Origin of the sequence: Pseudomonas sp. WS 5079, assembly GCF_012985465.1 — a bacterium.
Classification (GTDB): Bacteria; Pseudomonadota; Gammaproteobacteria; order Pseudomonadales; family Pseudomonadaceae; genus Aquipseudomonas.
Genome location: NZ_JAAQWN010000005.1, coordinates 292,961 through 315,356, shown reverse-complemented (window position 1 = coordinate 315,356; position 22,396 = coordinate 292,961). Strand labels below are relative to the sequence as shown.

Below are 22,396 nucleotides of genomic sequence, written 5' to 3'. Positions count from 1 at the left end.
CATGAAGCGGCCAATCGGGTTTCTGTTTTTTTTACTCTGTATCAGCCCTCTTGTTCAGGCGGTGCATTTTCACGACGATATCGAGCCGTTGAGGTTATTGGGACGCTCCCATCTCACCGGGTTGAACCTGAAGTTGTCGGACGCCGACAACCGTTTGTTGCGCGATAAAAAAAACGTGCGAGTCGGGGTTGCCATCACCGACTCGGCGCCTTTGGGCTTGAGTGCAAGTACCTACGATTACGAAGGGGTGACGGCCGACTACGTGGAGCTGATTTCGGACCTGTTGAACATCGACATCCAGGTTCAACGCTATCCCGACCGTGCACACGCGATAGAGGCACTTAAAAGAGGTGAGTTTGACCTGCTCGGGATCGCCACGCATGTCGACGAGGCCGATCCCGAACTTGTAGTTTCGAGGTCTTACTTCGATGATCAGCCGGTGTTGGTTAGCCGGCGTGATGCCGGCGTGGAGTTGCCTAAGGATCTTGGCGGGCAGCGTTTGGCTATGTCTGCGAATGGCCTACCCCCATCCGAGGTCATGGCGTATTACCCGTTGGCTAAGCTACAGATCTACCCGACCGATCTGGACGCCATCAGCGCTGTGGTTTTCGACCAGGCTGACGTGTACCTGGGAGGGGCGATTACTTCCAACTATCTGATCAACCGAAACTTTCTGCACGAAGTTTATCTGTCGGACTTCGCGAGCTTGGAAGTGAGCAGCATTGGTTTTGCATTACGGGTTGAAGACCGGCAGTTTCTTGAAATCATCAATCGGGTGTTGGCGGCGATCCCTGCCGAAGAAAGCATGACGATCCTGCAGCGCTGGGGGGCGGATACGATCACCGTACGCGACCAAGGCCAGGTTGACCTAAGCCCCAAGGAGAGGCGCTGGCTCGCAGACCATCCGCAGTTGAGGGTAGGGGTATTGGAGAGCAGTCCTCCACTGGCATTTTTCGATCAGCAGGGGAGTTTTCGCGGTATCAGCGCTGATTTGCTGGCGATGATTCGCCGGCGTACCGGCCTTACCTTCGAGGTGGTACGTGCAGATTCGATGGATGGCCTGGTGGCGTTGGTCAAGAAGGGCAAAGTGGATTTCATTGCCGCGTTTCACCAAAATACTGATAACAGCGACCTGCGTTTTACCCGGTCCTATTTGACCAACCCTTATGTATTGAGCATTCGTAAGGGCGATGAGGCATTTGGCCGTTTGGAGGACCTGACCGGCAAGCACCTGGCAATCAGGCACGACAGCGGCGTCCGGGATTACATTGAACAGCAGTACCCGCGCATTATTTTGGTTGAAGCGCGAGAGGCGGGTGAAGCGTTATCAATGGTTGCACAGGGTAAAGCAGATGGCGCTGTCACGACCCTGGTCAATGCCCGTTATCTGATTGCTACCCAGTACCAATCCAGTCTGCGTGTAAGTGGCGCTGTGGGGGCTCAACCCGCGCAGATGGCACTTGCCACCGACCGAGGCTCGCTGGAGCTGTACTCGATCCTGGACAAGGCGATGCTCAGTATCTCCTCGCAAGAGTTGGACGAACTGACCAGTCGCTGGCGGGGGGAAGTCGCGGTGGACAATAAACGTACGCACGCCAATCAATCGGAAATCATCCGCGGCTCGGCTATCGCGGTGATCCTGTTACTGGTGGCCCTCGGCTGGATTTTCTATTTGCGACGCCTGATTCAAAAACGCGATGTGGCCGAGCAGGCCTTGAAAGAACAAATGGAGTTTATGCGCGTACTGATTGATGGGTTACCGCATCCCATTTATGTACGAGACCGCCAGACCCGCTTGTTAGTGTGCAATCGCCGCTATCTGGAGGTGATTGGCAGCACCCTCGAGGCGGTGATTGGGACGCGGCTATCTGAAACCCGGACGTTGAACGACGAGTCAGGCCAGGGAACGGCCTATGAGCAGCTCTACCTGGAGGTTATGGACGGTGGCCAGGAGTTACTGGCTGACCGTCAGATCGTGTTTTCCAATGGGCGGAGTATTACCGCCTATCACTGGATTCTTCCGTTTCGCAATAACGCGGGTGAGGTCAAGGGCATCATTGCCGGCTGGATTGATATCAGTGAGCGCGAGCGTTTGCTGGTGGAGCTCAAAGACGCCAAGCAGGATGCCGAGAAGGCCAACCGCGCGAAAACCACTTTTCTGGCCACCATGAGTCATGAGATCCGCACCCCGATGAACGCCGTGGTCGGGATGCTGGAGCTGGCCATGAAAAAGGCTGACCAGGGCATTCTTGACCGCTTTGCCATTGAAGTGGCGTCGGGCGCCGCGCGGGGGCTTTTGGAGCTGATTGGCGACATCCTGGACGTGGTGCGCATCGAGTCCGAGCGCTTGACGCTGTCACCGCAAAGGGCGGCATTCAAAGACCTGGTGGCGTCGGTGGTCCGGGTATTTGAAGGGTTGGCCCGGCAGAAGCAACTCAATCTTGTGCTGTCATTCGATGAGGACGCCAACCGGGATGTGCTGATCGACCCGCTTCGGTTCAAGCAGGTGCTGTCCAATCTGCTCGGCAATGCCATCAAGTTCACCACGGCCGGGCAGGTTCTGGTCTGTGTAGAAGTCACCCATCCACTTGCCAACGACAGCATGGGGATCCGGGTACTGGTGCGCGATACCGGCATGGGCATCTCCCTTGACGATCAGCAACAGCTGTTTGTGCCGTTCAACCAGGGCAGCCATTCAGAGGCTGGAGGTTCGGGCTTGGGGCTGGCGATCAGCCGCAAGCTGTGTTCGATGATGCAAGGGGCGTTGAACCTGCGCAGCGTGCTGGGGCAGGGCACGGAGGCCGAGGTGCTGTTGACACTGGCGGTTCTAGCGCCCTTGCCGCTCATCCGGTCGGAGGCGCTGGCCCCCGACGTTGGCACTCCCTTAAAAGTGTTGGTGGTGGATGATTATCCGGCCAACCGTTTGCTGTTAACGCAACAATTGAGTTTCCTGGGGCACACGGTTGGTGATGAGCCGGACGGCGCCCATGGTTTGCGTGCCTGGCGCACGGGCCATTTCGATGTGGTGATTACCGACTGCAATATGCCGGTGATGACAGGCTATGAACTGGCCAAGGCGATCCGCGCCGAGGAAGCCGTTTCGGGCGCAGCCCATTGTTTGATTCTGGGTTTCACCGCCAATGCACAACCGGAAGAAAAGGAACGTTGTCGGGATGCAGGCATGGATGATTGTTTGTTCAAACCCATCAGCATGAAGGACCTGGCCGCACGCCTGTCCGGCGTCGAGTCGCTGTTCGACGGTGCGGTGGACGTCGAAGACGCATTACATCTGTCCGACGATATTGACCTGAGCAGCCTCGAACAACTGGCCCATGGTGACCGCACACTGGTCAACAGCCTGTTGCAGGATCTGGCCAGCAGCAATGAAGAGGATTTGCAAAGGTTGCTCAAACTGTTCAGCGAGCACGATTTGACCGGACTGTCTGACCTGAGTCATCGAGTCAAGGGGGGCGCGCGCATCATCAAGGCGTACCGACTGATCCAATCCTGTGAGCAGTTGCAAGCCGACTGCAACGGGCATGACGATGTGCGCTTGACCCAATCGGTGGATGCTCTGCACGAGGCGATGGAGGCGTTGGCGCAGCGTCTGGAACAGCTACTGGGGCAGGCATAAAGACCGAGGGGTTCTACGCGGCAACGCCCAACGACCCGGCTGTATCACGGGGGCGTTGGGCGTTGTGGGTTGATCGGGCAGGGCTGATGATCACTGATAAACGATGTTCAGCGTGGCGGTTGCCCTGATCTCGCCGCTGGTAAGTTCAGCGGGGCTGTAAGGGAAGTAGTAAGCGCCCATGCCAACCGAGAAATTGCTATTAACCACAGCACCTGCAGCGGCACTGAAAATGGAGGTGGCACTTCCGCGGTTTAAGGTGGAGGTGGAAAAGACAACCGGTGCGTTGGGATTATCGCGTTTGGCTACCTTTATACCGACACCTTTGGCCGAGCCAGGCGTGCTGTCCATCAAGACGCTGTTGTCGGACGGAAGCAGGTTATTGCTGGATAAAAACATATCGATTGAGCGGTCGGTGCTGCCGTTAGCCAACAGGTTGTTACAGCTGAAATTCAATGTGAACGGTGTATAACCCGGCTGAGGTGATTTTGTTAGTTGAGCAACTCCTGTTTTCGGCAAATTCACCATTAAACCAGCGTTGTTAAACATACATGTCGACATCTTAGGGGTGTATTTAATTTCAAGATCTTGAGTGAACATATCTCTGTAGTCGTGAGGCCAGCGCCAGGTAATTATAAATGTGCCAAGCTTTCTGAGATATGTGGCCCACGCCGTAGCCGTTTCCCACCAGCTCCAGTCAGAATTATCTCTAGCTATAACTACATCTTGAATCGTAGCCGTATTTCCTGTGGACGGTGCGTCTGTTCCCCCATCCATCAATGTAAACCGAAGCGTTACAGGAACATTCAACTCTGCGCTTGTGTGGCTACCATGTGACAAATACTTGTTTGGGATTGTATTTGCAATTGACACGCGCACCCAATACTTGCCTCCTTCAAATCCAACCACTCTAGGATTGCTATGTAATGGGGTGTTAAATAGAAATTCAGCATTGCCTCCATCACACCAAAAGCCATGTGAACCGAAATCTGACGTGAGGGGTTGAATGAACTCTCGATTTCTTTCGCTTAATTTGTCTGAAAGGTCGATAGTTATCGGTGCACCTTTTCGAGTGCCTCCAGCGTAGCAAGAAGCGTAGCTAGTGCTGCTAACTAAGCCAAACAGCAAGATATAAATAAAAAATTTATTCATGGAAAATAACTTCCTCATATTATCGGCAAACCTTTTGAGAAGTATTCGTGACCAAGTTTTGCTCGCGGATAATGCAGTTGCCGTTACTCAGTCGAACCTCAAGGTGCTCTGGCTTTTCTTCGGACTTTATGTACAGGACACTGGCCTGACCAACAAAACCGACAGACTGGCCTGTTTTATCCAATACCTCAGCACCAAATGGAAGGGGGCCTCCATCGGTCTTACGCGCCTGCACGGTGTAAGACTGACGTTGGTCAGTTTCAAATTTCACAAGGTTGACCGTGCCAGCAAAGGGCACTGTGTTGGCGATGTTTCCGACAATCTCTGCGCCGGAACTATTGCCAGTATCGGACAACGTAACTGAATTGAGCCGATAAGGAGTGGCGTACGGGACTAGCGCCAAGCCCTCTTTGTTGGTGACGATACTTTGGTCACCATTGACCATCAGGCCTTTGGCCTTGGGTGCCTCGACTACCATCATGGTGCTGCCGATTTCATTGGAGGCCAATATATGCCCAGGAATCATCACGATACTGCCGCGAGCACCTAGGCCGGTTTGCCGATAATCGGACGACTCACCGTAAGAGGCACCCACGGTTGCGACATTGCTACGATAGGAGGTATTGACGCTGGCGGTATTATCTCCTCCGTTTTGATTGCTGGCAGCCATGGTGTAACTCAAACGGTTTGACTCCAGTGCATTGCCACTCACGCTAATGTTGCTTTGCTGGTAGCGCGAGTCCACTAGTGACGCGCCACTGTTGAGATACACCCTATTGCCGGCGATATCAAAGGGCATTGTCATTGAGAGATAGAACCGTGTCTCTTCGTCACGGTTGGAATTTCGGACGCGGTTAGCAGAGATACTGTAATTAACCTCGCCCACAACGTTTGTATAGCCAAATTGGTACTCACGACTTTTAGTGTTGTTTGTCCAGTAGTCTCGTTGTGTTCCTGAAAAAAATATGGTGCCCCAGTTATCTTTCAAGCGCTGGTTTAGACTTAAATTGAAGGTGTTGCGTGGGCGTGCGCTGCGCAAGGCATCCCAGGTATTCAAGTCGAGGATCGGAGCATCATCTTCGTCAAGTCTGTCTCGATAGTCGTTGATTTGTCTTTCGAGTTCACGGTATCCATCTTGGGAATAAATAGCATCGCTGAAGCTGTAGTAGCCTTCGGTGGAGTAGCGATACGCCGCCAAGGTAAAGTTGGTAGCCGTTACATCCAGGAATTTACTGTAGGACACGCGTACGCTTTGCCCACTTTTGCTTTGGTTTTTTAACTGAGTATTCGATTGGGTCACATCAACAGAGACAGCACCGATCGGCAGGTTCAAGCCGCTACCGAGAAGATAGGCGCGGTAATCATTACTCAGGGTCGTGCCTGCATACCCGGTCAACAAATTGTTAAGCCCATAGCGCAACGTACCTTGCACAAAATCAGGGTTATAGTCGGTATTGGTCTGGTTTACCTTACCCGCCACCAGGCTGTACTGGCTGATCCCTTCCTTGAGCATATTAGGCACGGCAGAAAACGGTACGCTGAACGATTGCTCTCGACCATCGGCCTCATGGACCACCACCGTCAGGTCGCCAGCAGAGCCGGTGGGCTGGATATTGTCGAAGGTAAAGGCGCCTGGCGGTACGCTCTCCTGATAAACCACGCTGCCGTTCTGGATGACTTTTACCAGGGCATTGGTTTGTGCGACGCCACGCACAATGGGTGAAAAACCCTGTTTGGAGTTAGGCAGCATATTGATGTCGGACGTCAACGCCACACCTCGAACTCTAATCGAGTCAAAGAGATCACCTTCCGAGTAAAAATCACCGAGCTTGAAGTTGGAGGTGATGGAGGCAATGTTCTTCTGAAGATAGCGTGTATTTTTTTGGTACTTTAAATTTTCCGAGGAGCTTTTTCTTAACGAGCTATTTTCCCGGAACTGCCAACCAGCAAAGTTGATACCGAAATCCAGACCAGAGTACAGTTCGTCGCTGGATGAGCCGCCTTTTTTCGATTGTATGCTGTAATGCATTGCATTGTAGCCAAATAAAAATGCAGGCACGCCATGATCCCAGAATTTCGGGTCGACATAACCAGCTTCCGAACGATTCACATAAGACTGGGGCACAGTCAGCTTCAGGCTCAGGGTGCTAATATCTAAAATAAAAGAACCGCCTTGAACCAATTGGCTGACTTGTAGACTGTCCGCGCCTGGCTGCGCAGCGGGCAAGCCACCCATGTTGATCCCAAGAAGTGCGCTATCTTCGTAGCTGATCTTGATGTCGTCTTTTACGCCGCCAAACACTAATGAATAGCGACCTTTCCAAGTGTTATTGACATAAATATCAACATCTTGTTTGCCCGCAGGTATCTCGGAGTTTGCATAGAAGCGTGAAAGATCGGATTCGCGAGATTTACCGGCCATAAGCGAAGTATCAAAGGTTTCTGCATAGGCTTTGTCCAGTAGAAACAGCGAGGACATCGTGAGAGCTTTAATAAGGGGTTTATGCTGTTTCATTCTGGGGCTTCACCTTAGTGCGATACTACAGCTTTAGTTTTGTAGGCACCCAAATCATCAATATACATCATGGTGTAGGGTGTATTTTTACTGACGGACTCTTTGCTCTCGACGAATGCGGAGGAAAAAGGAGCGACCATGACTGAGTCAACGAGCAGGTGTTTTTTATCGTGCTGGTCAATGTTGGCGAGTGTGAAAAAGTACGCGCTTTTATTGATCACGTTAAAACCTTTCGCGACCGCTTGCAGTTCGATTTTTTCGACGCTGCTGCTGGCTTTCTCTTTTAGTCCGCTCGGGCGATAGAACATTTTTATGCGAGACTTGATCGCCAGTTGCAGTGTGTTTGCACCCTGCAAATTTTCTGGAGTTGGCGGGATGTCCAGCACGTTTAAAAAGAAAACAGACTCCCGATCCGCAACCAGTGGGGCGCCGATTTTTGTAATTCGGAGCTGTTGACCGCTATCGCCGGATACTTTGACAACCGGCGGAGATAGCAGAAACGGAACATTCGCTGTTTCCGGCGTGGAGTTGATGTCGCCATCATCTATCCAGGCTTGTACCAAGGATGAGTCACTCCCATTATTGATGAGTTGAACTATCACATCTTTGTTTGCTTCTGGATAAACCACCCGAGTGCCATTGATGATAATGTTGGCCTGCGCAGACACCGAGCCAAGTAGTAACCCTGCTAAAACTAGTTGCTTTATCATGATGTTTTCCTGAACCAGGCCCATGGGATGGGCCTGGCACACGGGTTGTATTACAAGTAGGAAATGGTGTAGGTCAGGTTGGAGCTAAGGGCACCAACTTTGGCGGCGGCGGTGTTGGTTTTGTAGTAGTACGCATCAAGTACTAGTGTTTCAGGTGTTGTACCGGCTCCGCTGATGAGCGTGTTGAACGGCACGTTCAATTGGATCGGTGTGGTGGAACCTGGTTTCGCCAACGAGAAGCCGACGTTTTTGGCAACAGCAGCATCACTTTCGTTGACTGTGTTGTTCAGCAAGAACTTACCGTCTGTGGAAATGTTATCTGCGGACGAGAAATACATTTTCAATGGAGTGCCAGCAGTTCCTGCTGCTGGGGTGCAACCCGAGAAGGTCAGCGAGAACGATTTTTTGTTTTTGGTCAGCGGGCCAACAGTGGTGCCGGCGTCGTTAACAGAGATAGGCGACAGGGCAACGGTGAAGTCTGCACTTTTACCGCCGTTAATAGTGCAAGTAGTGTCGGTAATTGCGCCACTGAAGGAAATAACACCACCGGCGGCGTTGTCGGCAGCCATTACATTTGCAGAGGTCAGTGCGGCGGTCAGTGCTACCAGGGAGAAAGCGTGCTTGATCATAAAAATTCCATTGCTTGGTTAAGGTACGTATTAGGTTTTTACCTTGCAAGACCAGTGAATCTCTGCAGAGTAGAAACCAACTTCGACGAGCACTAACGTTGCGTAGTGGTTGTATGGTGCAGATCGAATTGGCAATAGTTTGTCTGGGGGGAATGAAGGTGTGTGTAGTCTCGTTCCTTCTGAATTGTAGGAAATTTCCTCGTGACGTTCGGACGCGAGCGGTCATTCCGTATTTCTTTCTGTGAGAAATTTCCTACGTTGTGGCGGGAGATTTCTAGGCGTTTGCACGGTGAAGGATAGCGATAATAAGGAATCCAACTAGATCGTACTAAAGCACCAAGATACGTGTTTGACCCGCGTGTAGTACGTCATGTTTAGAGGAAGGGAAAAGCACTCGAAAGTTAAGGAGTATAGAAAATTAAAGTTTTACCGTATTCCGGAGAGCTATTCATGCAAGTACTACCATTACGTGTTCTGGTCTTGAACGACAATTTTTTTCAACGAGCAATCTCCGTCAATATGTTGCGGCAATTGGGCTGTGAGTCGGTGTTCAGTGCTCTCTCGGCGCTGGATGCGCTACACACCCTGCAAAGCGTCGGGCCCGTAGATGTTGTGTTATGCGATCTACGTATGCACGGCCTCGATAGCCTCGATTTTTTACGGTGCTCGGCACAGAACGGTTTAGTCAAGTCGGTCATTGTCAACAGTTCGCTTGCGGAGGACGTGCGCAGAGCCGCCACAAAACTGATCCCTTTATTAGGATTGAGAATGTTGGGGGAGCTGGGGCAGCCTCTGCAGTTTGATACGTTGAGCAGGTTGCTGAAAAACTACTTGAATCAGCCGGCTACCCCATCGGATTCCCCTAACATCGATTTGGTAGCTGATGAAGCGCAGGTCCGCCGTGCAATGGAATGCGCGCAGATGGAGACTTACTTTCAGCCCAAAATCAATCTGTTGAGCAATGAGGTATCAGGTGTCGAGGCTCTGACGCGCTGGAACCACCCAACCGGTGGCGTTGTTTCACCGGTCGTTTTTATGCCGACTCTTGAGCGTTGCAACTTGATGGATGAGTTGTTTTTCGCCCAGTTTGATCAAGGGTTGCAGTTGCAGCGGTATTTTTTGATGCACGGAACCCCTTTGAACATTGCATTCAATCTGCAACCTTCACAGCTTTCCAATGCGGCTTTGGTCACAAGGATTAAAGCAACCCTGGCGAGTTTCAGGTTGCCTGGAGCCGGCGTCACTTTCGAACTGACCGAAACAGGCCTTGTGGAAGCTTCAGCTACCTGCATGGAAAATCTCGTGCGGCTGCGCATGATGGGATGCCGGCTATCCATTGATGATTTCGGCAGTGGTTTTTCGTCATTGCAACGTTTGTGTCAGTGGCCTTTCAACGAGATCAAGCTGGACGGTGAGTTTGTTCAGTCACTGGGTGATGGGCCTCGTTCCCGGGCTGTCATCAGCAGCACCATCGCGTTAGGAGAGTCCTTAGGTATGACGGTGGTGGCTGAGGGTATCGAAACCCAGGAACAACACCACCAATTAGTGGATCTTGGCTGCGTGCATGGTCAGGGCTACTTTTTTGCCAAACCGATGACGAAGCACGGCCTGGAAAGTTGGCTTCAATCGCGTTACCCAAATCCCGAGGAGCGAAGGTTGCGCTCGCTCACACCCCGATAACACGTTGGCATCAGTTTGTAGGCCTGCATCGCTGTCTGCATGCAGTTACTGCGTGCTTTCGCAATTTACAAGGATCAAGAATGCCGACCCCCTATTTACGAATTTTGGTTGTTGACGATCAACCTGCACAACGGTTGAGTATTGAGAAAATGCTGAATCAGCAGGGGTATCACCGAATCGCACCCGTGGAAACATTTGCGGAATTGTTGGCAATGGTTGAAAACGCCGTCGAGCCCTTTGACCTTTTGGTGATAAACAGTGCTTTGGGAGTAGATGTAACATTTAGCCTGGATGATTTTTTTATGAACTGTCCGGCTGTTCGTCATACGTTAGTTTATGACGGCCTCCCAGTTGACAACCTGGTGACAGTCCCGGCGCCGGGATCAAAAGTAATTAGTAAACTCACGCGAACACCTGATGAGCGGGCGATAAGAAGCCTTATGCGCACGATCGACCCACCAAAAGTTCAACCCACACGTAGTATTCGTTTGCGCAGGGTGCTTTGAACTCAGACCGTTATAGCGATTACCGAACAGGGCTCGTAGACATTTCCATTTCCGGCATCAAGCCGTCCATGCATCGCTGGACAAAACATCAGACTCGCAGTCGATTTCCAGTTTTAAGGGAACTATTGACTGTTGCACTTTGCTCTCGCCATCGCCCGCGAATGCTGTGAATGTACGGACGAAGCCGTTTGAATCGCCCCGGTTTTCCTAGAGAAAGCCGGGGGTTTGTGGTTTTTGCTGCATGAAAACCAGCGATATGGGAATAATGTGGCCACACGCGCAGTGTCTGCCGTGCATTGCATCCCATCAAGGAAGATTCCCATTGAAAGCAGCCCTAATCGCTCTGCTCCTTACCTGCGTTACTTCCACCGTTTTTGCCAGTAACCCTGTCGGCTTCCAAGCCTCGACCTTGCCAGACCCCAACAACGAGCGCCCGCTGGAGATGGTGGTCTGGTATCCCAGCTCCATTACCGCCACGCCAAAGGTGATCGACGACAACCCGGTGTTTTTCAGTGCCCTGGCCGTGCGTGATGCGCCTGCGGCGGTGGGTGAGCATCCGTTGGTGGTGCTTTCCCACGGTTTCGGCGGCAGTTGGGGCAATCAGGAGTGGTTGGCCAGTGCGTTGGCCCAGCGGGGTTTTATCGTGGCGGCGGTCAATCATCCTGGCACTACCAGTAAGGACCGCAGCGCTCGTGCCGCCGCGCAGTTATGGCAGCGGCCGGTGGATATCCGCCGCGCTATCGACGCAGTGCTGGCGCAGCCAAACCAGTTTGGCGAGGTGCTGCCCGGTCGAATTGCAGTGGTGGGTCATTCGCTGGGTGGTTGGACGGCGCTGGAAGTCGCCGGTGCCCGTTTCGACCCCGAGCGTTTTGCCGAGGACTGCAAGGTTCACCGGCAGTTGGCCCCTTGCGCGGTCTACCAGCAGTTGAACCCCGCGCAGGCGCCGTTGGCAGAGGATTTGAGTGACAAGCGGGTCACTGCCATTGTTTCGCTGGACCTGGGCCTGTCGCGTGGGTTTACCGATCAAAGCCTGGCGGCGTTGCCGGTGCCGACGTTGGTGATTGCTGCGGGCGTGCCCTCAACAGAGCTTCCCGCTGAGTTGGAGTCTGCTGACTTGGCCAAGCGCCTGCCCCCGGCATCGACGCGCTATGTCGAAATCAGCGACGCCACTCACTTCAGTTTTATGGCCGTGTGCAAGCCGGGCGGGGAGGCGTTGATTGAAAAAAGCTCGCCAGGCGACGGCATGATCTGCCGCGATGGCGAAGGTGCCCGCCCGCGTGAGGTGATCCAGCAGCAGGTCACTTCCCTGATTGTTGAATTTCTGGCTCGTTAAACAGGCTAGGCCAGCAAATCCTCATAAAACGCCCCATAAGCCTTGCTCGGGTGGGCAATCTGAATCTCCAGGATCCACAGCCCTTCATTGGGGTAATGTTCGAAATCCCCCAGGTCGCCGCCACGGTGGATGGCATGGGGGAAGTCGCTGACGCGGTGCCCCTTGATGCTTAGGTTCAGTTCCCAGCCCATGTCCCGGGCCTGTTCTTGGGCATAGCGATAGAGCTCAAGGCCGACGACTTTTTCGGTTTTCCAGCGCAACTGCACCCGCTCGAACAGCGCTTTGGCTGCGCTGGCACAGGCGGCCATTTGTGGGTCGCTGCCGGTGGTGAAGGTGGCGCCGGCGTCGCCTTCATGGCCCTGCCACACTGCGCCCATGTCGATAAAGAAGATGTCGTTCTCGGCTAGTACCGGGTCGCCGTCGGAGCGTTGCTTGAAGGTCTTGAGGGTGTTGGCGCCAAATCGCACCAGCAGCGGGTGCCAGATGCGTTGCATGTCCAGATCGGCAAGCACCTGCTTGCCCAGTTCCCGGGCTTGGGATTCGAGCATGCCGGGGCGGATCTGCTGGGACAATTGCTCGATGGCGCGCCAGGTCATGGCTTGGGCGTGGCGCATGGAGTCGATGCTGTAGGCGGCGCCCACGGCTTCCTTCGAAGGTGCGTTCAACGGGGTATCCTCGATTTTTATTGGCTAATCGCTATATCTTTTACTATATAGCGAGCGGTAGTGATCGGGATACCCATGCATGCAACGAAGCCAGGCTACGAGCGCCTGGCCAGGCGCGTATACACCGCAATATTGATCAGCAGGACCAGGGCGCCCAGGCCCAGTTGGATCTGGGGTGTCAGGCCCGCCGGATAGATCAGGGCAATGATGTAGTGCTCGATAAAACCCGCGCCATAACCTTCTTGCCCGGCGAGGTGGCGCAGCAGGTTTTCCCAGCGGGTCAGGGGGCAGGGCAGATGGAAGAACTCGACGGCCATGCCCCAGGCGGCGGCGGGCAGGTGCAGCCAGATGACCCGGCGCCAGCGCAGGGCGAGCAGGCCACCGAACAGCACAAACAGGATAAAACACAGGTGAAACAGCACCAGGCTGTCGGCGGCAATGCGCAAAAGCATATCGGGTTCGCTTGAACGGTTAGGGCGCCAGTCTAAGGGATAATGGGTTGCTTGCAGGCTGGCAGGGCCGTTATTGTGCTGAATCCTTTTAGTCCTTTGCCACGGATCTTTTGTGATGAGCGCATCGCGTACTGCTGTCGGCCCGATCAAGGCCGTGATTTTCGATATGGACGGGTTGTTGCTGGACACTGAAGGCATCTATACCCAAGTCACGCAGATTATTGCCGAACGCTATGGCCGTACCTACGACTGGGGCATCAAGCAGCACATCATCGGCCGTGGCGCCCAGGACCTGGCCGAGTATGTGGTCAAGGCGCTGGACTTGCCGATCACTCCCGAGGAGTTCCTGCGCATCCGTGAGCCGTTGATGAGCGAGCGTTTTCCCAAGGCGCTGGGCATGCCGGGCGCCGAGGCGTTGGTGCGGCATTTAAGTGCGCACAATATCCCCATAGCCGTGGGCACCAGTTCGTCGCGCAATTCGTTTGGCCACAAGACCACGCTGCACCGGGAGTGGTTTGGCCTGTTCGGCACCATCGTCACCGCCGACGACCCGGAAGTCGGCGCAGCCAAGCCTGCGCCAGACATCTTCCTCACCGCTGCCCGCCGCCTGGGCGTTGCGCCCGAGGATTGCCTGGTGTTTGAAGACTCACCGTTTGGCGTGACCGCAGCCAAGGCTGCGAACATGACGGCCATCGCCGTGCCTGATGAGGCCATGGCCGACAGCAAGTACGCTCATGCCGACCAGATCATCCGCAAACTCGCGGACTTCGACCTGGCGGCCTACGGCCTGCCACCGATGCGCTGAAAGCTATCGGCGCCTGCGTAGGCGCCGGCGGCCGGCGATGGCGCCCGATAGCACACTGCAATCAGGCGCTAAAGCCACCATCAATAGTCAAGCTGGCCCCGGTGATATAGCCCGCCTCCGGCCCTGCCAGGTAGGCAACAAAGCTGGCGATCTCTGCCACCTGCCCATAACGGCCCACCGCCATAAAGCCAATCAGGCTCTCGGCAAACTCACTGTTGGCCGGGTTCATATCGGTGTCCACCGGGCCCGGCTGCACGTTGTTGATGGTAATTCCCCGTGGCCCCAGGTCGCGCGCCAGGCCTTTGGTCAAGCCCACCAGCGCGGCCTTGCTCATGGCATACGGGCCGCCGCCGGCAAAGGGCATGCGCTCGGCGTTGGTGCTGCCGATATTAATGATGCGACCCCCTTCGCCCATGTGCCGCGCCGCTTCCTGGGTGGCGATAAACACGCTGCGCACGTTGATGGCCAGGGTCTGGTCAAAGTCTTCCAGTTTGAACTCTTCCAGCGGGCCGACCGCCAGCACCCCGGCGTTGTTCACCAGGATGTCCAGGCGCCCGAACGCTTCGACCGTGGCGTTGACCGCATTGCGAATGGCCACGGCATCGGCGCTGTCGGCGTGAATCGCCAGGGCCTTGCCGCCATCGCTGATCACACTGTCCTGCAGGGCCTGGGCCTTGGCGGCAGAGCTGACGTAAGTAAAGGCAACGGCTGCACCTTGCGCGGCCAGGCGCTTGACGATGGCGGCGCCGATACCGCGGGAACCGCCCTGGATCAAGGCAACTTTGCCGCTGAGATTTTGCGTGGTCATGTCGATCTCCAATTAGGCAAGGCGCGAATGCCTTGTGTTGTTGCCGAGTATCGACCTCGCGGGCATCCCTCGGTAGACCGTGATTGCTATAGTCTGTGTAAACCAAAAGTTTAGAGTGAGGTGGTATGGAGAGCTTCGGCAGTATCGAATGCTTCGTGCGCAGCGCCGAAGGCGGCAGCTTTGCCGAAGCGGCGCGGCACCTGAGCCTGACGCCGGCGGCCGTCGGCAAAAGCGTGGCTAAGCTTGAAGCGCGCCTGGGGGTGCGGCTGTTCCAGCGCAGCACCCGGCGGCTTACATTGACCGAAGCCGGCAAGTTGTTCCTGCAAGAGGTCAGCGCCAGCCTCACCACCATCCAGAATGCCGTGGCCAACCTGGCCAGCGCCGAAGGCCGGCCGGTGGGCACGCTCAAGGTGAGTATGGGCACGGTATTTGGCAACCGTTATGTGGTGCCGTTGCTGGCGGAGTTTTTGCGGCGCTTTCCCGATATCAGCCCTGATTGGCATTTTGATAATCGCCAGGTCGACCTGATCGGCCAGGGCTTCGACGCCGCCATCGGCGGCGGGTTCGAGCTACCCCAGGGCGTGGTCGCGCGCAAGTTGACCCCGGCCCACCGGATTCTGGTGGCCTCGCCCGATTACCTGGCCAAGCGCCTGCCCGTGCGTGTTCCCGAAGACCTGGGCTTGTGCAATGGCATCCTGATTCGCTCGCCGCAAACCGGCCGCGTGCGCACTTGGCAACTGACCAACCGCGCCCGCGAACAGCGGCCCCTGATGCTCAAGCCACGCATGACCATGGGCGACTCCGAAGCCGCGTGCTGCGCCTGCACCCAAGGCCTGGGGATTGCCCTGGTCAGCATGCCGATGGCTGTGCCGTTCCTCGACAGTGGCGCCGTGGTGCGGGTGCTGCCCGACTGGTACGTCGATGACGGCAACATCTCCCTGTACTACGCCGAGCACAAACTGCTGCCGGGCAAGACCCGAGTGTTCGTCGACTTCATCCTCGAGCAGTTTGCCCAGCAGCAGTTGGCGCAGCGGTTCAGCGCGGTATAGCACTCACTGCTGAACTCGCTGCCCGCTAGTGTTCTAAGCTGATACGGGCCAATGGGGCTTGCGACTGTCGAGACCGATCATGTCCATATCACGCGCTTTACTCGTATTTACCAGCCTGGCGTTGATTGCAGGCTCCCCGGCGCTGCTGGCCGATCCCGGCAATGGCAATGGCAATGGCAATGGCAACGGCAACGGCAAGGACAAAGGCAGTGCCCATGGCAATAAGGGTGGCGGCCAGGGTAATCAGGGCCAGGGTGGTGGCAAGAAGGGTGCAGGCGCCCATTACAGCGGCCCGCAAATTGATATCGGGGGTGTGCGGGTAATCCTTGGTGACAGCCGCGACTACTGGCGCGGTGGTTCGTCCCTGCCGCCAGGCATCCAGAAAAACCTGGCCCGTGGCAAACCCCTGCCACCGGGAATCGCCAAGAAACTCGATGGACGCCTGTTGGGGCGCCTGCCCCATTACGACGGCTACGAATGGCAACAGGCTGGCACCGACCTGATCCTGGTGACGATTGCCACCGGGATCATTTATGAAGTGCTCAATGACGTCTTGAACTGATCGAGATCGGCGATTCAGCGTGCGAACCTGCCAGGCCAGTCGATGATGGTCTTTGGCCGGGGTGTTCCATAGGTGCGCACCTTCGACGTCGACAACCCCAGCCTCACCAAGGATTCGGCCAGGGTTACCGCTGCAGTCACGCCATCGACCACCGGCACGCCGGTGCGCTGGCGGATCTGCTCATCGAGCCCGGCCATGCCGCCACAACCCAGGCAGATCACCTCGGCCTTGTCTTCGCTGATGGCCAGCTCGGCCTGGCGCACGATGGCCTCCATGGCCCGCAGCGGGTGTTCCTCCAGTTCCAGCACCGCCATACCGCTGGCGCGCACCGAGGCACAGCGCTCAAACAGCCCGGAAAGCTTGAGCCGGTCTTCGATCAGCGGCACTGTGCGGTCCAGCGTGGTGACCACCGAGTAAGCATGGCCAAGGAACATTGCGGTGCTGGCGGCGGCATCGGTGATATCCACCACCGGCACGTTCAACAGTTCCTGCAGGCCTTCGCGGCCATGTTCGCCGTAGCCGGCCTGGATGACCGCATCGAATGGTTGGTCGTAGGCCATCACCCGGTCCATCACCGCGATGGCTGCCAGGTAACTTTCAAAATTGCCTTCCACCGACTCGGCGCCGAAAAACGGGGTCAGGCCGACAATTTCGGTGCCCGCTGCCGCAACGCTGCGCGCCTGTTGGGCGATGGCTTGGGTGATGGATTCGGTGGTGTTGACGTTGACGACGAGAATGCGCATGGAATGCTCCCTGATCAATGACTGACGTTGTCGACAGCGATGCTCTCGCCGCTGATATCGGCATAGAACGGCTGGCGCTTGGCGATCAGGCGATACAGCACCCCGGCAATCCCCGCGCCAAACAGCCAGGAGAACGGCGAGACACTGGCAAAACCCGGCAACAGCGCCAGCACAATGGCAATCACCGCAGCCGGGACAAACGCGGCGACCGCCCGCATGTTCACCCCGCGGCTGTAGTAATACGTCCCGTTGGGGGCCTCGCTGTACAGCTGCGGCACGTCGATCCGGCCCTTACGGATCAGCCAGTAATCCACCATGATCACGCCATACAGCGGGCCCAGCAGCGCACCCAGGCCGGAGAGGAAGTACACAATCACCAGCGGGCTGTTGTAGAGATTCCACGGCAGGATCAGCACCGCGAGGAACGCGCTGATCAGCCCCGCACGCCGGAAATTCAGATACTTGGGCGCCAGGTTGCTCAATACAAAGGCTGGGGCAACGAAGTTGGCCATGATGTTCACCGCCACGGTGACGATCAGGAATGCCAGGCAGCCCAGCACCAGGAAGAAGGTGTTGGGAATGGCCGCGATGATCTGGGTGGGGCTTTCGATCACCTGGCTATTGAGTTGGAACTGCCCGCCGCACAACAGGATGGTGATGATCGCGAACACCAGGATGTTCACCGGCAGGCCCCAGAAGTTGCCGACCTTGATGGTCTTGCGGCAGGGCGATGAGCGGGCGAAGTCGCAGAAGTTGAGGATCAGGGTGCCGTAGATCGCCAGCCACAAGGCGCCGCCGGCGAAGATATTGCGCCACATCTCGCCACCGCTCAGGGGCTCGCGGATTGACCAGGCGATAGTGCCGCTTGCCTGGAAATACATCCAGCCGGCCAGTGCCGCAACGGTCAGCAGGATCACCGGGCCGGCAAAGCCCTCGTAGCGCCGGACCATTTCCATGCCGTAGGCCAGGATCACCAGTTGCACGAACCAGATCATCACAAAACAGGCCCAGCCCAGGGTTGAGAGGCCGAGTATCGAGTTGTGGTCGTAGTCGGCGAACCCTGGATGAATCGCCACCAACAGCACGCGGAACACCACTGATGCGAGGTAGGTTTGAATCCCGAACCAGGCGATCGCGATCACGGCCCGGATCAGCGCAGGTATTTGCGCGCCATAGATGCCAAAACTGATCCGGCTGATCACCGGGAATGGCACGCCGGTTTTCTGGCCCATGTAACCCGACAAGTTCATAAAGAAATACACCAGCGCCGCGCCGATCCCCAGGGACAGCAGAATCTGCCAGCCACCCAGGCCCAGAGCGTACAAGCCAATGGCGAATGAATAGTTGGCGATGTTGTGCACATCGTTGGTCCACAGGGCAAAAATGCTATAGCCACCCCAGCGCCGGCCTTCGGCCTCGGTGGGTGCCAGGTCCTTGTTGTGCAGGCGCGGGCTGAGTACCAGTGGCCCGAGGTTGGGGGTCGTGGGTATTGCTGTGGAGGAGGGCAGATCCAGTGCGAGAGTGTTGGGCAGAGTTGTACGCATTCCGGCAGGCTCCTGGCATCTGCAGCGAGCGCGTGGGTAAGGCGCGGCTAGCGTGCGGACACAAAGTGTATGAAGGTTGTTGTTGAAGTTGTATACAAAGACTTCAACTCCCTTAGCCACTTGTGTGCCAGGTTTTCATCTATCAAAAGTTCGGCTAATTTCGTTTTTGCAGGGTTTATTAATAATTGGCTGAATTTAAACAGTTATAAATTGACCGTTTGAACAGGTATTTATTTTTTTGCGGGATTGTGGGAATGGAGGATGTAGGAAGTAGGCAAAAACAGGGTGTAACTTTTCGGTGCGTAATTATTAAAGTGCACACAAAAATGGCACTGGTTGTAACGTTTGTGTGTACAGGTTTTATGGTCGATGGAAACAAATGTGGGAGCTGGCTTGCCTGTGATCGCATCATCCCGGTATTCAACTACACCGAGGTGATGCGATCACAGGCAAGCCAGCTCCCACACGAGTTTGTTGCGACATGCTTGGCAGGCCAGGCTTCAGGCCTTGCTGATGATATTTCCCGCGTGCAGCCCACACTCCTTCTGGGTTGCCTCTTCCCACCACCAGCGGCCTTCGCGCTCGTGCTGGTTCGGTAGCACCGGGCGGGTGCAGGGTTCGCAGCCGATGCTGATAAACCCGCGTTCGTGCAGGCTGTTGTACGGCAGTTCGAGCATGCGGATATAACCCCAGATTTCTTCGCTGGTCATTTGTGCCAGGGGGTTGAACTTGTAGAGGGTGCGCTCGGGCGTGGAGAACGCGCTATCGACTTCCAGGGCCGCCACCTGGCTGCGAGTGCCGGGGCTCTGGTCGCGGCGCTGGCCGGTGGCCCAGGCACGTACGCCGGAGAGTTTGCGGCGCAGCGGTTCGATCTTGCGCACGCCGCAGCATTCGCCATGGCCGTCCTTGTAGAAGCTGAACAGGCCCTTTTCCTTGACGAAGGGTTCCAGCTTGCTCTGGTCTGGCGAGATCAATTCGATATCGATCTTGTAGAAGTCGCGCACCTGCTCGATAAACCGGTAGGTCTCCGGGTGCAGGCGGCCGGTGTCGAGGCTGAAGACCTTGACGTTCTTGTTGAGTTTCCAGGCCATATCCACCAGCACCACGTCCTCGGCACCGCTGAAGGAAATCCACAGGTCATCGCCGAACTGGCTGAACGCCAGCTTGAGGATGTCCTGGGCGGACTTGTTGGCATAGGTCGCGGCGAGTTCAGCGACGTCGAAGGCTTGGTTCATCAGGACGGTTCCTACAGGTCAGTGGCGCTGAGCGCTCTATAGGAGTGGGATGTTAACAAAATCCGCCCTGCGTTGCGGCGGCCAGCGCGAATCGCTAGAGTTCGGCAGTCCTTTTGCTCGCTCAACTGAAAAAAAATCCAAATGGGAGTGTCTTGTGGAAATTGCCTGTCTCGACCTGGAAGGGGTGCTGGTTCCGGAAATCTGGATCGCCTTCGCTGAAAAAACCGGTATTGAATCCTTGCGGGCCACCACCCGGGACATTCCCGACTACGACGTGCTGATGAAGCAGCGCCTGCGGATTCTCGACGAGCACGGCTTGAAGCTGTCGGATATCCAGGAAGTGATTGCCACGCTCAAGCCGCTGGAAGGTGCGATCGAGTTCGTCGATTGGCTGCGCGAGCGCTTCCAGGTGGTGATCCTGTCGGACACCTTCTATGAGTTTTCCCAGCCGTTGATGCGTCAGCTGGGCTTTCCGACCCTGCTTTGCCACCGCCTGATTACCGATGAAAATGACCGGGTGGTGAGCTATCAATTGCGCCAGAAAGACCCCAAGCGCCAGTCGGTGCTGGCCTTCAAGACCCTGTACTACCGGGTCATCGCTGCGGGCGATTCCTACAACGACACCACCATGCTCGGTGAAGCGGACCGTGGGATTCTGTTCCATGCACCGGAAAACGTGATCCGCGAGTTCCCGCAATTTCCGGCGGTGCATACCTTTGAGGACTTGAAGCGGGAGTTCATCAAGGCTTCGAATCGTTCGTTGAGCCTGTAAGTGATTTAGCGGGGCTGGATGCCTCGTCGCCAGCAAGCCCACCTTCGACCGTGTTTATCCTTTGGGAACGCAGTCGAAGGTGGGCTTGCTCACGATGAGGCCCTCGAAAAAGGGCTGTGCTTCAACGGCGCAAGCGACAAAAACGATCAGGGCAACAAGCAGTTGCGCCATGTGATCCCTCACGGACGGCAGACGCTATCCTTGCGCTCCAGTACGGTCCACGGCGGTTCTGATTCAGTGGGATATGCGCTTACAGCCCTTCCAGCGTCTCCAGCAACACCCGCACCTTGGTCATCGATTCCTGGTACTCCTCTTGCCACTGGGAATCGGCGACGATCCCGCCGCCACCCCAGCAACAGACCTGGCCGTCCTTGACCAGCAGGCTGCGGATGGCGATGGAACTGTCCATCTCGCCGCGTACGTCAAGGTATAGCAGCGAGCCGCAGTACAGCCCGCGCCGGGTCGGTTCCAGTTCGTCGATGATCTGCATTGCACGGATCTTCGGTGCGCCGGTAATCGAGCCGCCGGGGAAGCTGCCGGCGATCAGGTCCAGGGCGTCTTTGTCGTCAGCCAACTCGCCTGTGACGCTGCTTACCAGGTGATGCACATTCGGGTAGCTTTCCAGGCTGAACAGCTCCGGCACCTTGACCGAGCCGGTGCGGCAGGTGCGCCCCAGGTCATTGCGCAACAGATCGACGATCATCAGGTTCTCTGCCCGATCCTTGGGGCTGGCCAGGAGTTCGGCGGCGTTGGCTGCATCCTCGTTGGGTGTTCGCCCTCGGGGGCGGGTGCCCTTGATCGGGCGGGTTTCCACCTGGCGCTGGCTGATCCGCACGAAGCGTTCCGGTGACAGGCTCACGACCGCGCCGTCATCCGGCAGGCTCTGGAAGCCCGAGAACGGCGTCGGGCAGGCGGCCCGCAAGGCGCAATAGGCGACCCAGGGATCGCCGTTGCACGCCGCGCGAAAGCGTTGGGCAAAGTTGACCTGGTAACAGTCACCCGCCTGGATATAGTCCTGGATCCGCGCCAGGGCCTGTTCATAGGCGGCGGCGCTCAGGTCTGGGGTCATTCGGCTGTGCAGCTTGAAGCTGGCCGGGGTGTGGGCGGCAGGGTGGCGGAACAGGTCCAGCAGCCTTTGCCGTTCGCTTTGCGGCAGTTTCGGGTGGAACACCAACTGGCTGGTGCGTGCCTGGTGGTCGCTGATCAACGCCCAGGAGTAGAGGCCAAAACGTGCGTCGGGCAGGCCGATGTCATCGATTGCCTGCTGCGGGAGTTGTTCCAGGTGGCGGCCAAAGTCGTAGCTCAGGTAGCCGATCAAGCCGCCGGCAAACGGTAGTTCATAAGGCGCGGGCAGGCTGGCGTCACCCAGCAGCGTCAGGTTTTCCCTCAGACGCTCCAGGAAATCGCTACCGCTTTCATCCGGCCACACCGCCAACGTTGCTTCCGGCCAGGCGCTGAGCAGGTCATAACGACCACGCTCGGCTGCCGGCCGGCCACTGTCCAGCAGCACGGCGCCAGGCGCATGGCGGATCGCCGCAAAATACTCGGCGGGGTTGGCGTGGTAGGGCAGCGGGTGTACGGAGCAGGTCGACATGCGGGGGTGTA

Annotated in this window: 19 protein-coding genes; 8 read left to right on the top strand and 11 right to left on the bottom strand. The window is 56.4% G+C overall.

Annotation, left to right across the window (positions count from 1 at the left end; all coding sequences use genetic code 11):
* Nucleotide 1 precedes the first annotated feature (1 nt).
* Nucleotides 2-3,634 (top strand): transporter substrate-binding domain-containing protein, encoded by a 3,633-nt coding sequence (locus tag HBO05_RS15825; RefSeq protein ID WP_172313257.1) that lies wholly within the window; start codon nucleotides 2-4, stop codon nucleotides 3,632-3,634.
* Between the two features lie 90 nt (nucleotides 3,635-3,724).
* Here the strand turns inward: HBO05_RS15825 and HBO05_RS15820 are convergent, their stop codons facing one another.
* The 4 genes from HBO05_RS15820 to HBO05_RS15805 are packed head-to-tail and all read right to left on the bottom strand — an operon-like array spanning nucleotide 3,725 to nucleotide 8,637.
* A complete protein-coding gene (locus HBO05_RS15820; RefSeq protein ID WP_172313254.1) occupies nucleotides 3,725-4,783 on the bottom strand; it encodes a fimbrial protein in 1,059 nt (352 codons plus the stop codon).
* Nucleotides 4,784-4,802: 19 nt separating this feature from the next.
* Nucleotides 4,803-7,298: a fimbria/pilus outer membrane usher protein gene (locus HBO05_RS15815; protein WP_172313251.1), complete on the bottom strand. Its 2,496-nt coding sequence runs from the start codon at nucleotides 7,296-7,298 to the stop codon at nucleotides 4,803-4,805.
* A gap of 14 nt (nucleotides 7,299-7,312) precedes the next feature.
* The gene (locus HBO05_RS15810; RefSeq protein ID WP_169954287.1) at nucleotides 7,313-8,008 is read right to left on the bottom strand and encodes a molecular chaperone; all 696 of its coding nucleotides are present in this window, start codon (nucleotides 8,006-8,008) and stop codon (nucleotides 7,313-7,315) included.
* Between the two features lie 50 nt (nucleotides 8,009-8,058).
* On the bottom strand, nucleotides 8,059-8,637 hold the full coding sequence (locus HBO05_RS15805; protein WP_169954272.1) for a fimbrial protein: 579 nt from the start codon (nucleotides 8,635-8,637) through the stop codon (nucleotides 8,059-8,061).
* 450 nt (nucleotides 8,638-9,087) lie between these two features.
* Here HBO05_RS15805 and HBO05_RS15800 point away from each other — a divergent pair, with 450 nt between their 5' ends.
* From HBO05_RS15800 to HBO05_RS15790, 3 genes are all read left to right on the top strand, one after another.
* Nucleotides 9,088-10,317 carry an EAL domain-containing response regulator gene (locus HBO05_RS15800; RefSeq protein WP_172313248.1) on the top strand — a complete coding sequence of 410 codons (1,230 nt, stop codon included), beginning with the start codon at nucleotides 9,088-9,090 and terminating at the stop codon, nucleotides 10,315-10,317.
* 80 nt (nucleotides 10,318-10,397) lie between these two features.
* Nucleotides 10,398-10,823, top strand: a complete 426-nt coding sequence (locus HBO05_RS15795; RefSeq protein ID WP_169954270.1) for a response regulator — start codon at nucleotides 10,398-10,400, stop codon at nucleotides 10,821-10,823.
* 322 nt (nucleotides 10,824-11,145) lie between these two features.
* Complete coding sequence (locus tag HBO05_RS15790) at nucleotides 11,146-12,156, top strand: alpha/beta fold hydrolase (RefSeq protein WP_172313246.1); 1,011 nt, start codon at nucleotides 11,146-11,148, stop codon at nucleotides 12,154-12,156.
* 5 nt (nucleotides 12,157-12,161) lie between these two features.
* Here HBO05_RS15790 and HBO05_RS15785 read toward each other — a convergent pair whose 3' ends face one another.
* On the bottom strand, nucleotides 12,162-12,821 hold the full coding sequence (locus HBO05_RS15785) for an aminopeptidase P family protein (protein ID WP_262381421.1): 660 nt from the start codon (nucleotides 12,819-12,821) through the stop codon (nucleotides 12,162-12,164).
* Between the two features lie 95 nt (nucleotides 12,822-12,916).
* Nucleotides 12,917-13,273 (bottom strand): DUF2784 domain-containing protein, encoded by a 357-nt coding sequence (locus tag HBO05_RS15780; RefSeq protein WP_169954268.1) that lies wholly within the window; start codon nucleotides 13,271-13,273, stop codon nucleotides 12,917-12,919.
* A gap of 115 nt (nucleotides 13,274-13,388) precedes the next feature.
* On the opposite strand from HBO05_RS15780, the gene HBO05_RS15775 reads away from it, so the two are divergent.
* Complete coding sequence (locus tag HBO05_RS15775; protein ID WP_170043292.1) at nucleotides 13,389-14,078, top strand: HAD-IA family hydrolase; 690 nt, start codon at nucleotides 13,389-13,391, stop codon at nucleotides 14,076-14,078.
* 61 nt (nucleotides 14,079-14,139) lie between these two features.
* Here the strand turns inward: HBO05_RS15775 and HBO05_RS15770 are convergent, their stop codons facing one another.
* Nucleotides 14,140-14,886, bottom strand: a complete 747-nt coding sequence (locus HBO05_RS15770; protein ID WP_172313243.1) for a 3-oxoacyl-ACP reductase family protein — start codon at nucleotides 14,884-14,886, stop codon at nucleotides 14,140-14,142.
* 125 nt (nucleotides 14,887-15,011) lie between these two features.
* Here HBO05_RS15770 and HBO05_RS15765 point away from each other — a divergent pair, with 125 nt between their 5' ends.
* Together HBO05_RS15765 and HBO05_RS15760 are read left to right on the top strand one after the other, a co-directional pair.
* Entirely contained in the window at nucleotides 15,012-15,935 is a 924-nt protein-coding gene (locus HBO05_RS15765) for a LysR family transcriptional regulator (RefSeq protein ID WP_169954265.1), read from the top strand.
* 79 nt (nucleotides 15,936-16,014) lie between these two features.
* Nucleotides 16,015-16,497 (top strand): anti-virulence regulator CigR family protein, encoded by a 483-nt coding sequence (locus tag HBO05_RS15760; protein ID WP_172313240.1) that lies wholly within the window; start codon nucleotides 16,015-16,017, stop codon nucleotides 16,495-16,497.
* Between the two features lie 14 nt (nucleotides 16,498-16,511).
* Here the strand turns inward: HBO05_RS15760 and HBO05_RS15755 are convergent, their stop codons facing one another.
* The 3 genes from HBO05_RS15755 to HBO05_RS15745 form a co-directional block, all read right to left on the bottom strand.
* Nucleotides 16,512-17,240: an aspartate/glutamate racemase family protein gene (locus tag HBO05_RS15755; protein ID WP_172313237.1), complete on the bottom strand. Its 729-nt coding sequence runs from the start codon at nucleotides 17,238-17,240 to the stop codon at nucleotides 16,512-16,514.
* Nucleotides 17,241-17,254: 14 nt separating this feature from the next.
* On the bottom strand, nucleotides 17,255-18,784 hold the full coding sequence (locus HBO05_RS15750) for an NCS1 family nucleobase:cation symporter-1 (RefSeq protein ID WP_172313235.1): 1,530 nt from the start codon (nucleotides 18,782-18,784) through the stop codon (nucleotides 17,255-17,257).
* 500 nt (nucleotides 18,785-19,284) lie between these two features.
* Nucleotides 19,285-20,019 (bottom strand): phosphoadenylyl-sulfate reductase, encoded by a 735-nt coding sequence (locus HBO05_RS15745; RefSeq protein WP_057960355.1) that lies wholly within the window; start codon nucleotides 20,017-20,019, stop codon nucleotides 19,285-19,287.
* 154 nt (nucleotides 20,020-20,173) lie between these two features.
* On the opposite strand from HBO05_RS15745, the gene thrH reads away from it, so the two are divergent.
* Nucleotides 20,174-20,791: a bifunctional phosphoserine phosphatase/homoserine phosphotransferase ThrH gene (gene thrH, locus HBO05_RS15740; RefSeq protein ID WP_029298307.1), complete on the top strand. Its 618-nt coding sequence runs from the start codon at nucleotides 20,174-20,176 to the stop codon at nucleotides 20,789-20,791.
* Between the two features lie 250 nt (nucleotides 20,792-21,041).
* Here thrH and pabB read toward each other — a convergent pair whose 3' ends face one another.
* Nucleotides 21,042-22,385: an aminodeoxychorismate synthase component I gene (gene pabB / locus HBO05_RS15735; RefSeq protein WP_169954260.1), complete on the bottom strand. Its 1,344-nt coding sequence runs from the start codon at nucleotides 22,383-22,385 to the stop codon at nucleotides 21,042-21,044.
* Nucleotides 22,386-22,396 lie beyond the last annotated feature (11 nt).

What these genes read in the sequence shown, in the direction of transcription:
- HBO05_RS15820 (WP_172313254.1), bottom strand. Translation starts at nt 4,783, where the DNA reads ATGAATAAATTTTTTATTTATATCTTGCTGTTTGGCTTAGTTAGCAGC.
- HBO05_RS15825 (WP_172313257.1), top strand. Translation starts at nt 2, where the DNA reads ATGAAGCGGCCAATCGGGTTTCTGTTTTTTTTACTCTGTATCAGCCCT.
- HBO05_RS15765 (WP_169954265.1), top strand. Translation starts at nt 15,012, where the DNA reads ATGGAGAGCTTCGGCAGTATCGAATGCTTCGTGCGCAGCGCCGAAGGC.
- pabB (WP_169954260.1), bottom strand. Translation starts at nt 22,385, where the DNA reads ATGTCGACCTGCTCCGTACACCCGCTGCCCTACCACGCCAACCCCGCC.
- HBO05_RS15805 (WP_169954272.1), bottom strand. Translation starts at nt 8,637, where the DNA reads ATGATCAAGCACGCTTTCTCCCTGGTAGCACTGACCGCCGCACTGACC.
- HBO05_RS15800 (WP_172313248.1), top strand. Translation starts at nt 9,088, where the DNA reads ATGCAAGTACTACCATTACGTGTTCTGGTCTTGAACGACAATTTTTTT.
- HBO05_RS15775 (WP_170043292.1), top strand. Translation starts at nt 13,389, where the DNA reads ATGAGCGCATCGCGTACTGCTGTCGGCCCGATCAAGGCCGTGATTTTC.
- HBO05_RS15760 (WP_172313240.1), top strand. Translation starts at nt 16,015, where the DNA reads ATGTCCATATCACGCGCTTTACTCGTATTTACCAGCCTGGCGTTGATT.
- HBO05_RS15780 (WP_169954268.1), bottom strand. Translation starts at nt 13,273, where the DNA reads ATGCTTTTGCGCATTGCCGCCGACAGCCTGGTGCTGTTTCACCTGTGT.
- HBO05_RS15795 (WP_169954270.1), top strand. Translation starts at nt 10,398, where the DNA reads ATGCCGACCCCCTATTTACGAATTTTGGTTGTTGACGATCAACCTGCA.
- HBO05_RS15750 (WP_172313235.1), bottom strand. Translation starts at nt 18,784, where the DNA reads ATGCGTACAACTCTGCCCAACACTCTCGCACTGGATCTGCCCTCCTCC.
- HBO05_RS15745 (WP_057960355.1), bottom strand. Translation starts at nt 20,019, where the DNA reads ATGAACCAAGCCTTCGACGTCGCTGAACTCGCCGCGACCTATGCCAAC.
- HBO05_RS15755 (WP_172313237.1), bottom strand. Translation starts at nt 17,240, where the DNA reads ATGCGCATTCTCGTCGTCAACGTCAACACCACCGAATCCATCACCCAA.
- HBO05_RS15770 (WP_172313243.1), bottom strand. Translation starts at nt 14,886, where the DNA reads ATGACCACGCAAAATCTCAGCGGCAAAGTTGCCTTGATCCAGGGCGGT.
- HBO05_RS15815 (WP_172313251.1), bottom strand. Translation starts at nt 7,298, where the DNA reads ATGAAACAGCATAAACCCCTTATTAAAGCTCTCACGATGTCCTCGCTG.
- HBO05_RS15810 (WP_169954287.1), bottom strand. Translation starts at nt 8,008, where the DNA reads ATGATAAAGCAACTAGTTTTAGCAGGGTTACTACTTGGCTCGGTGTCT.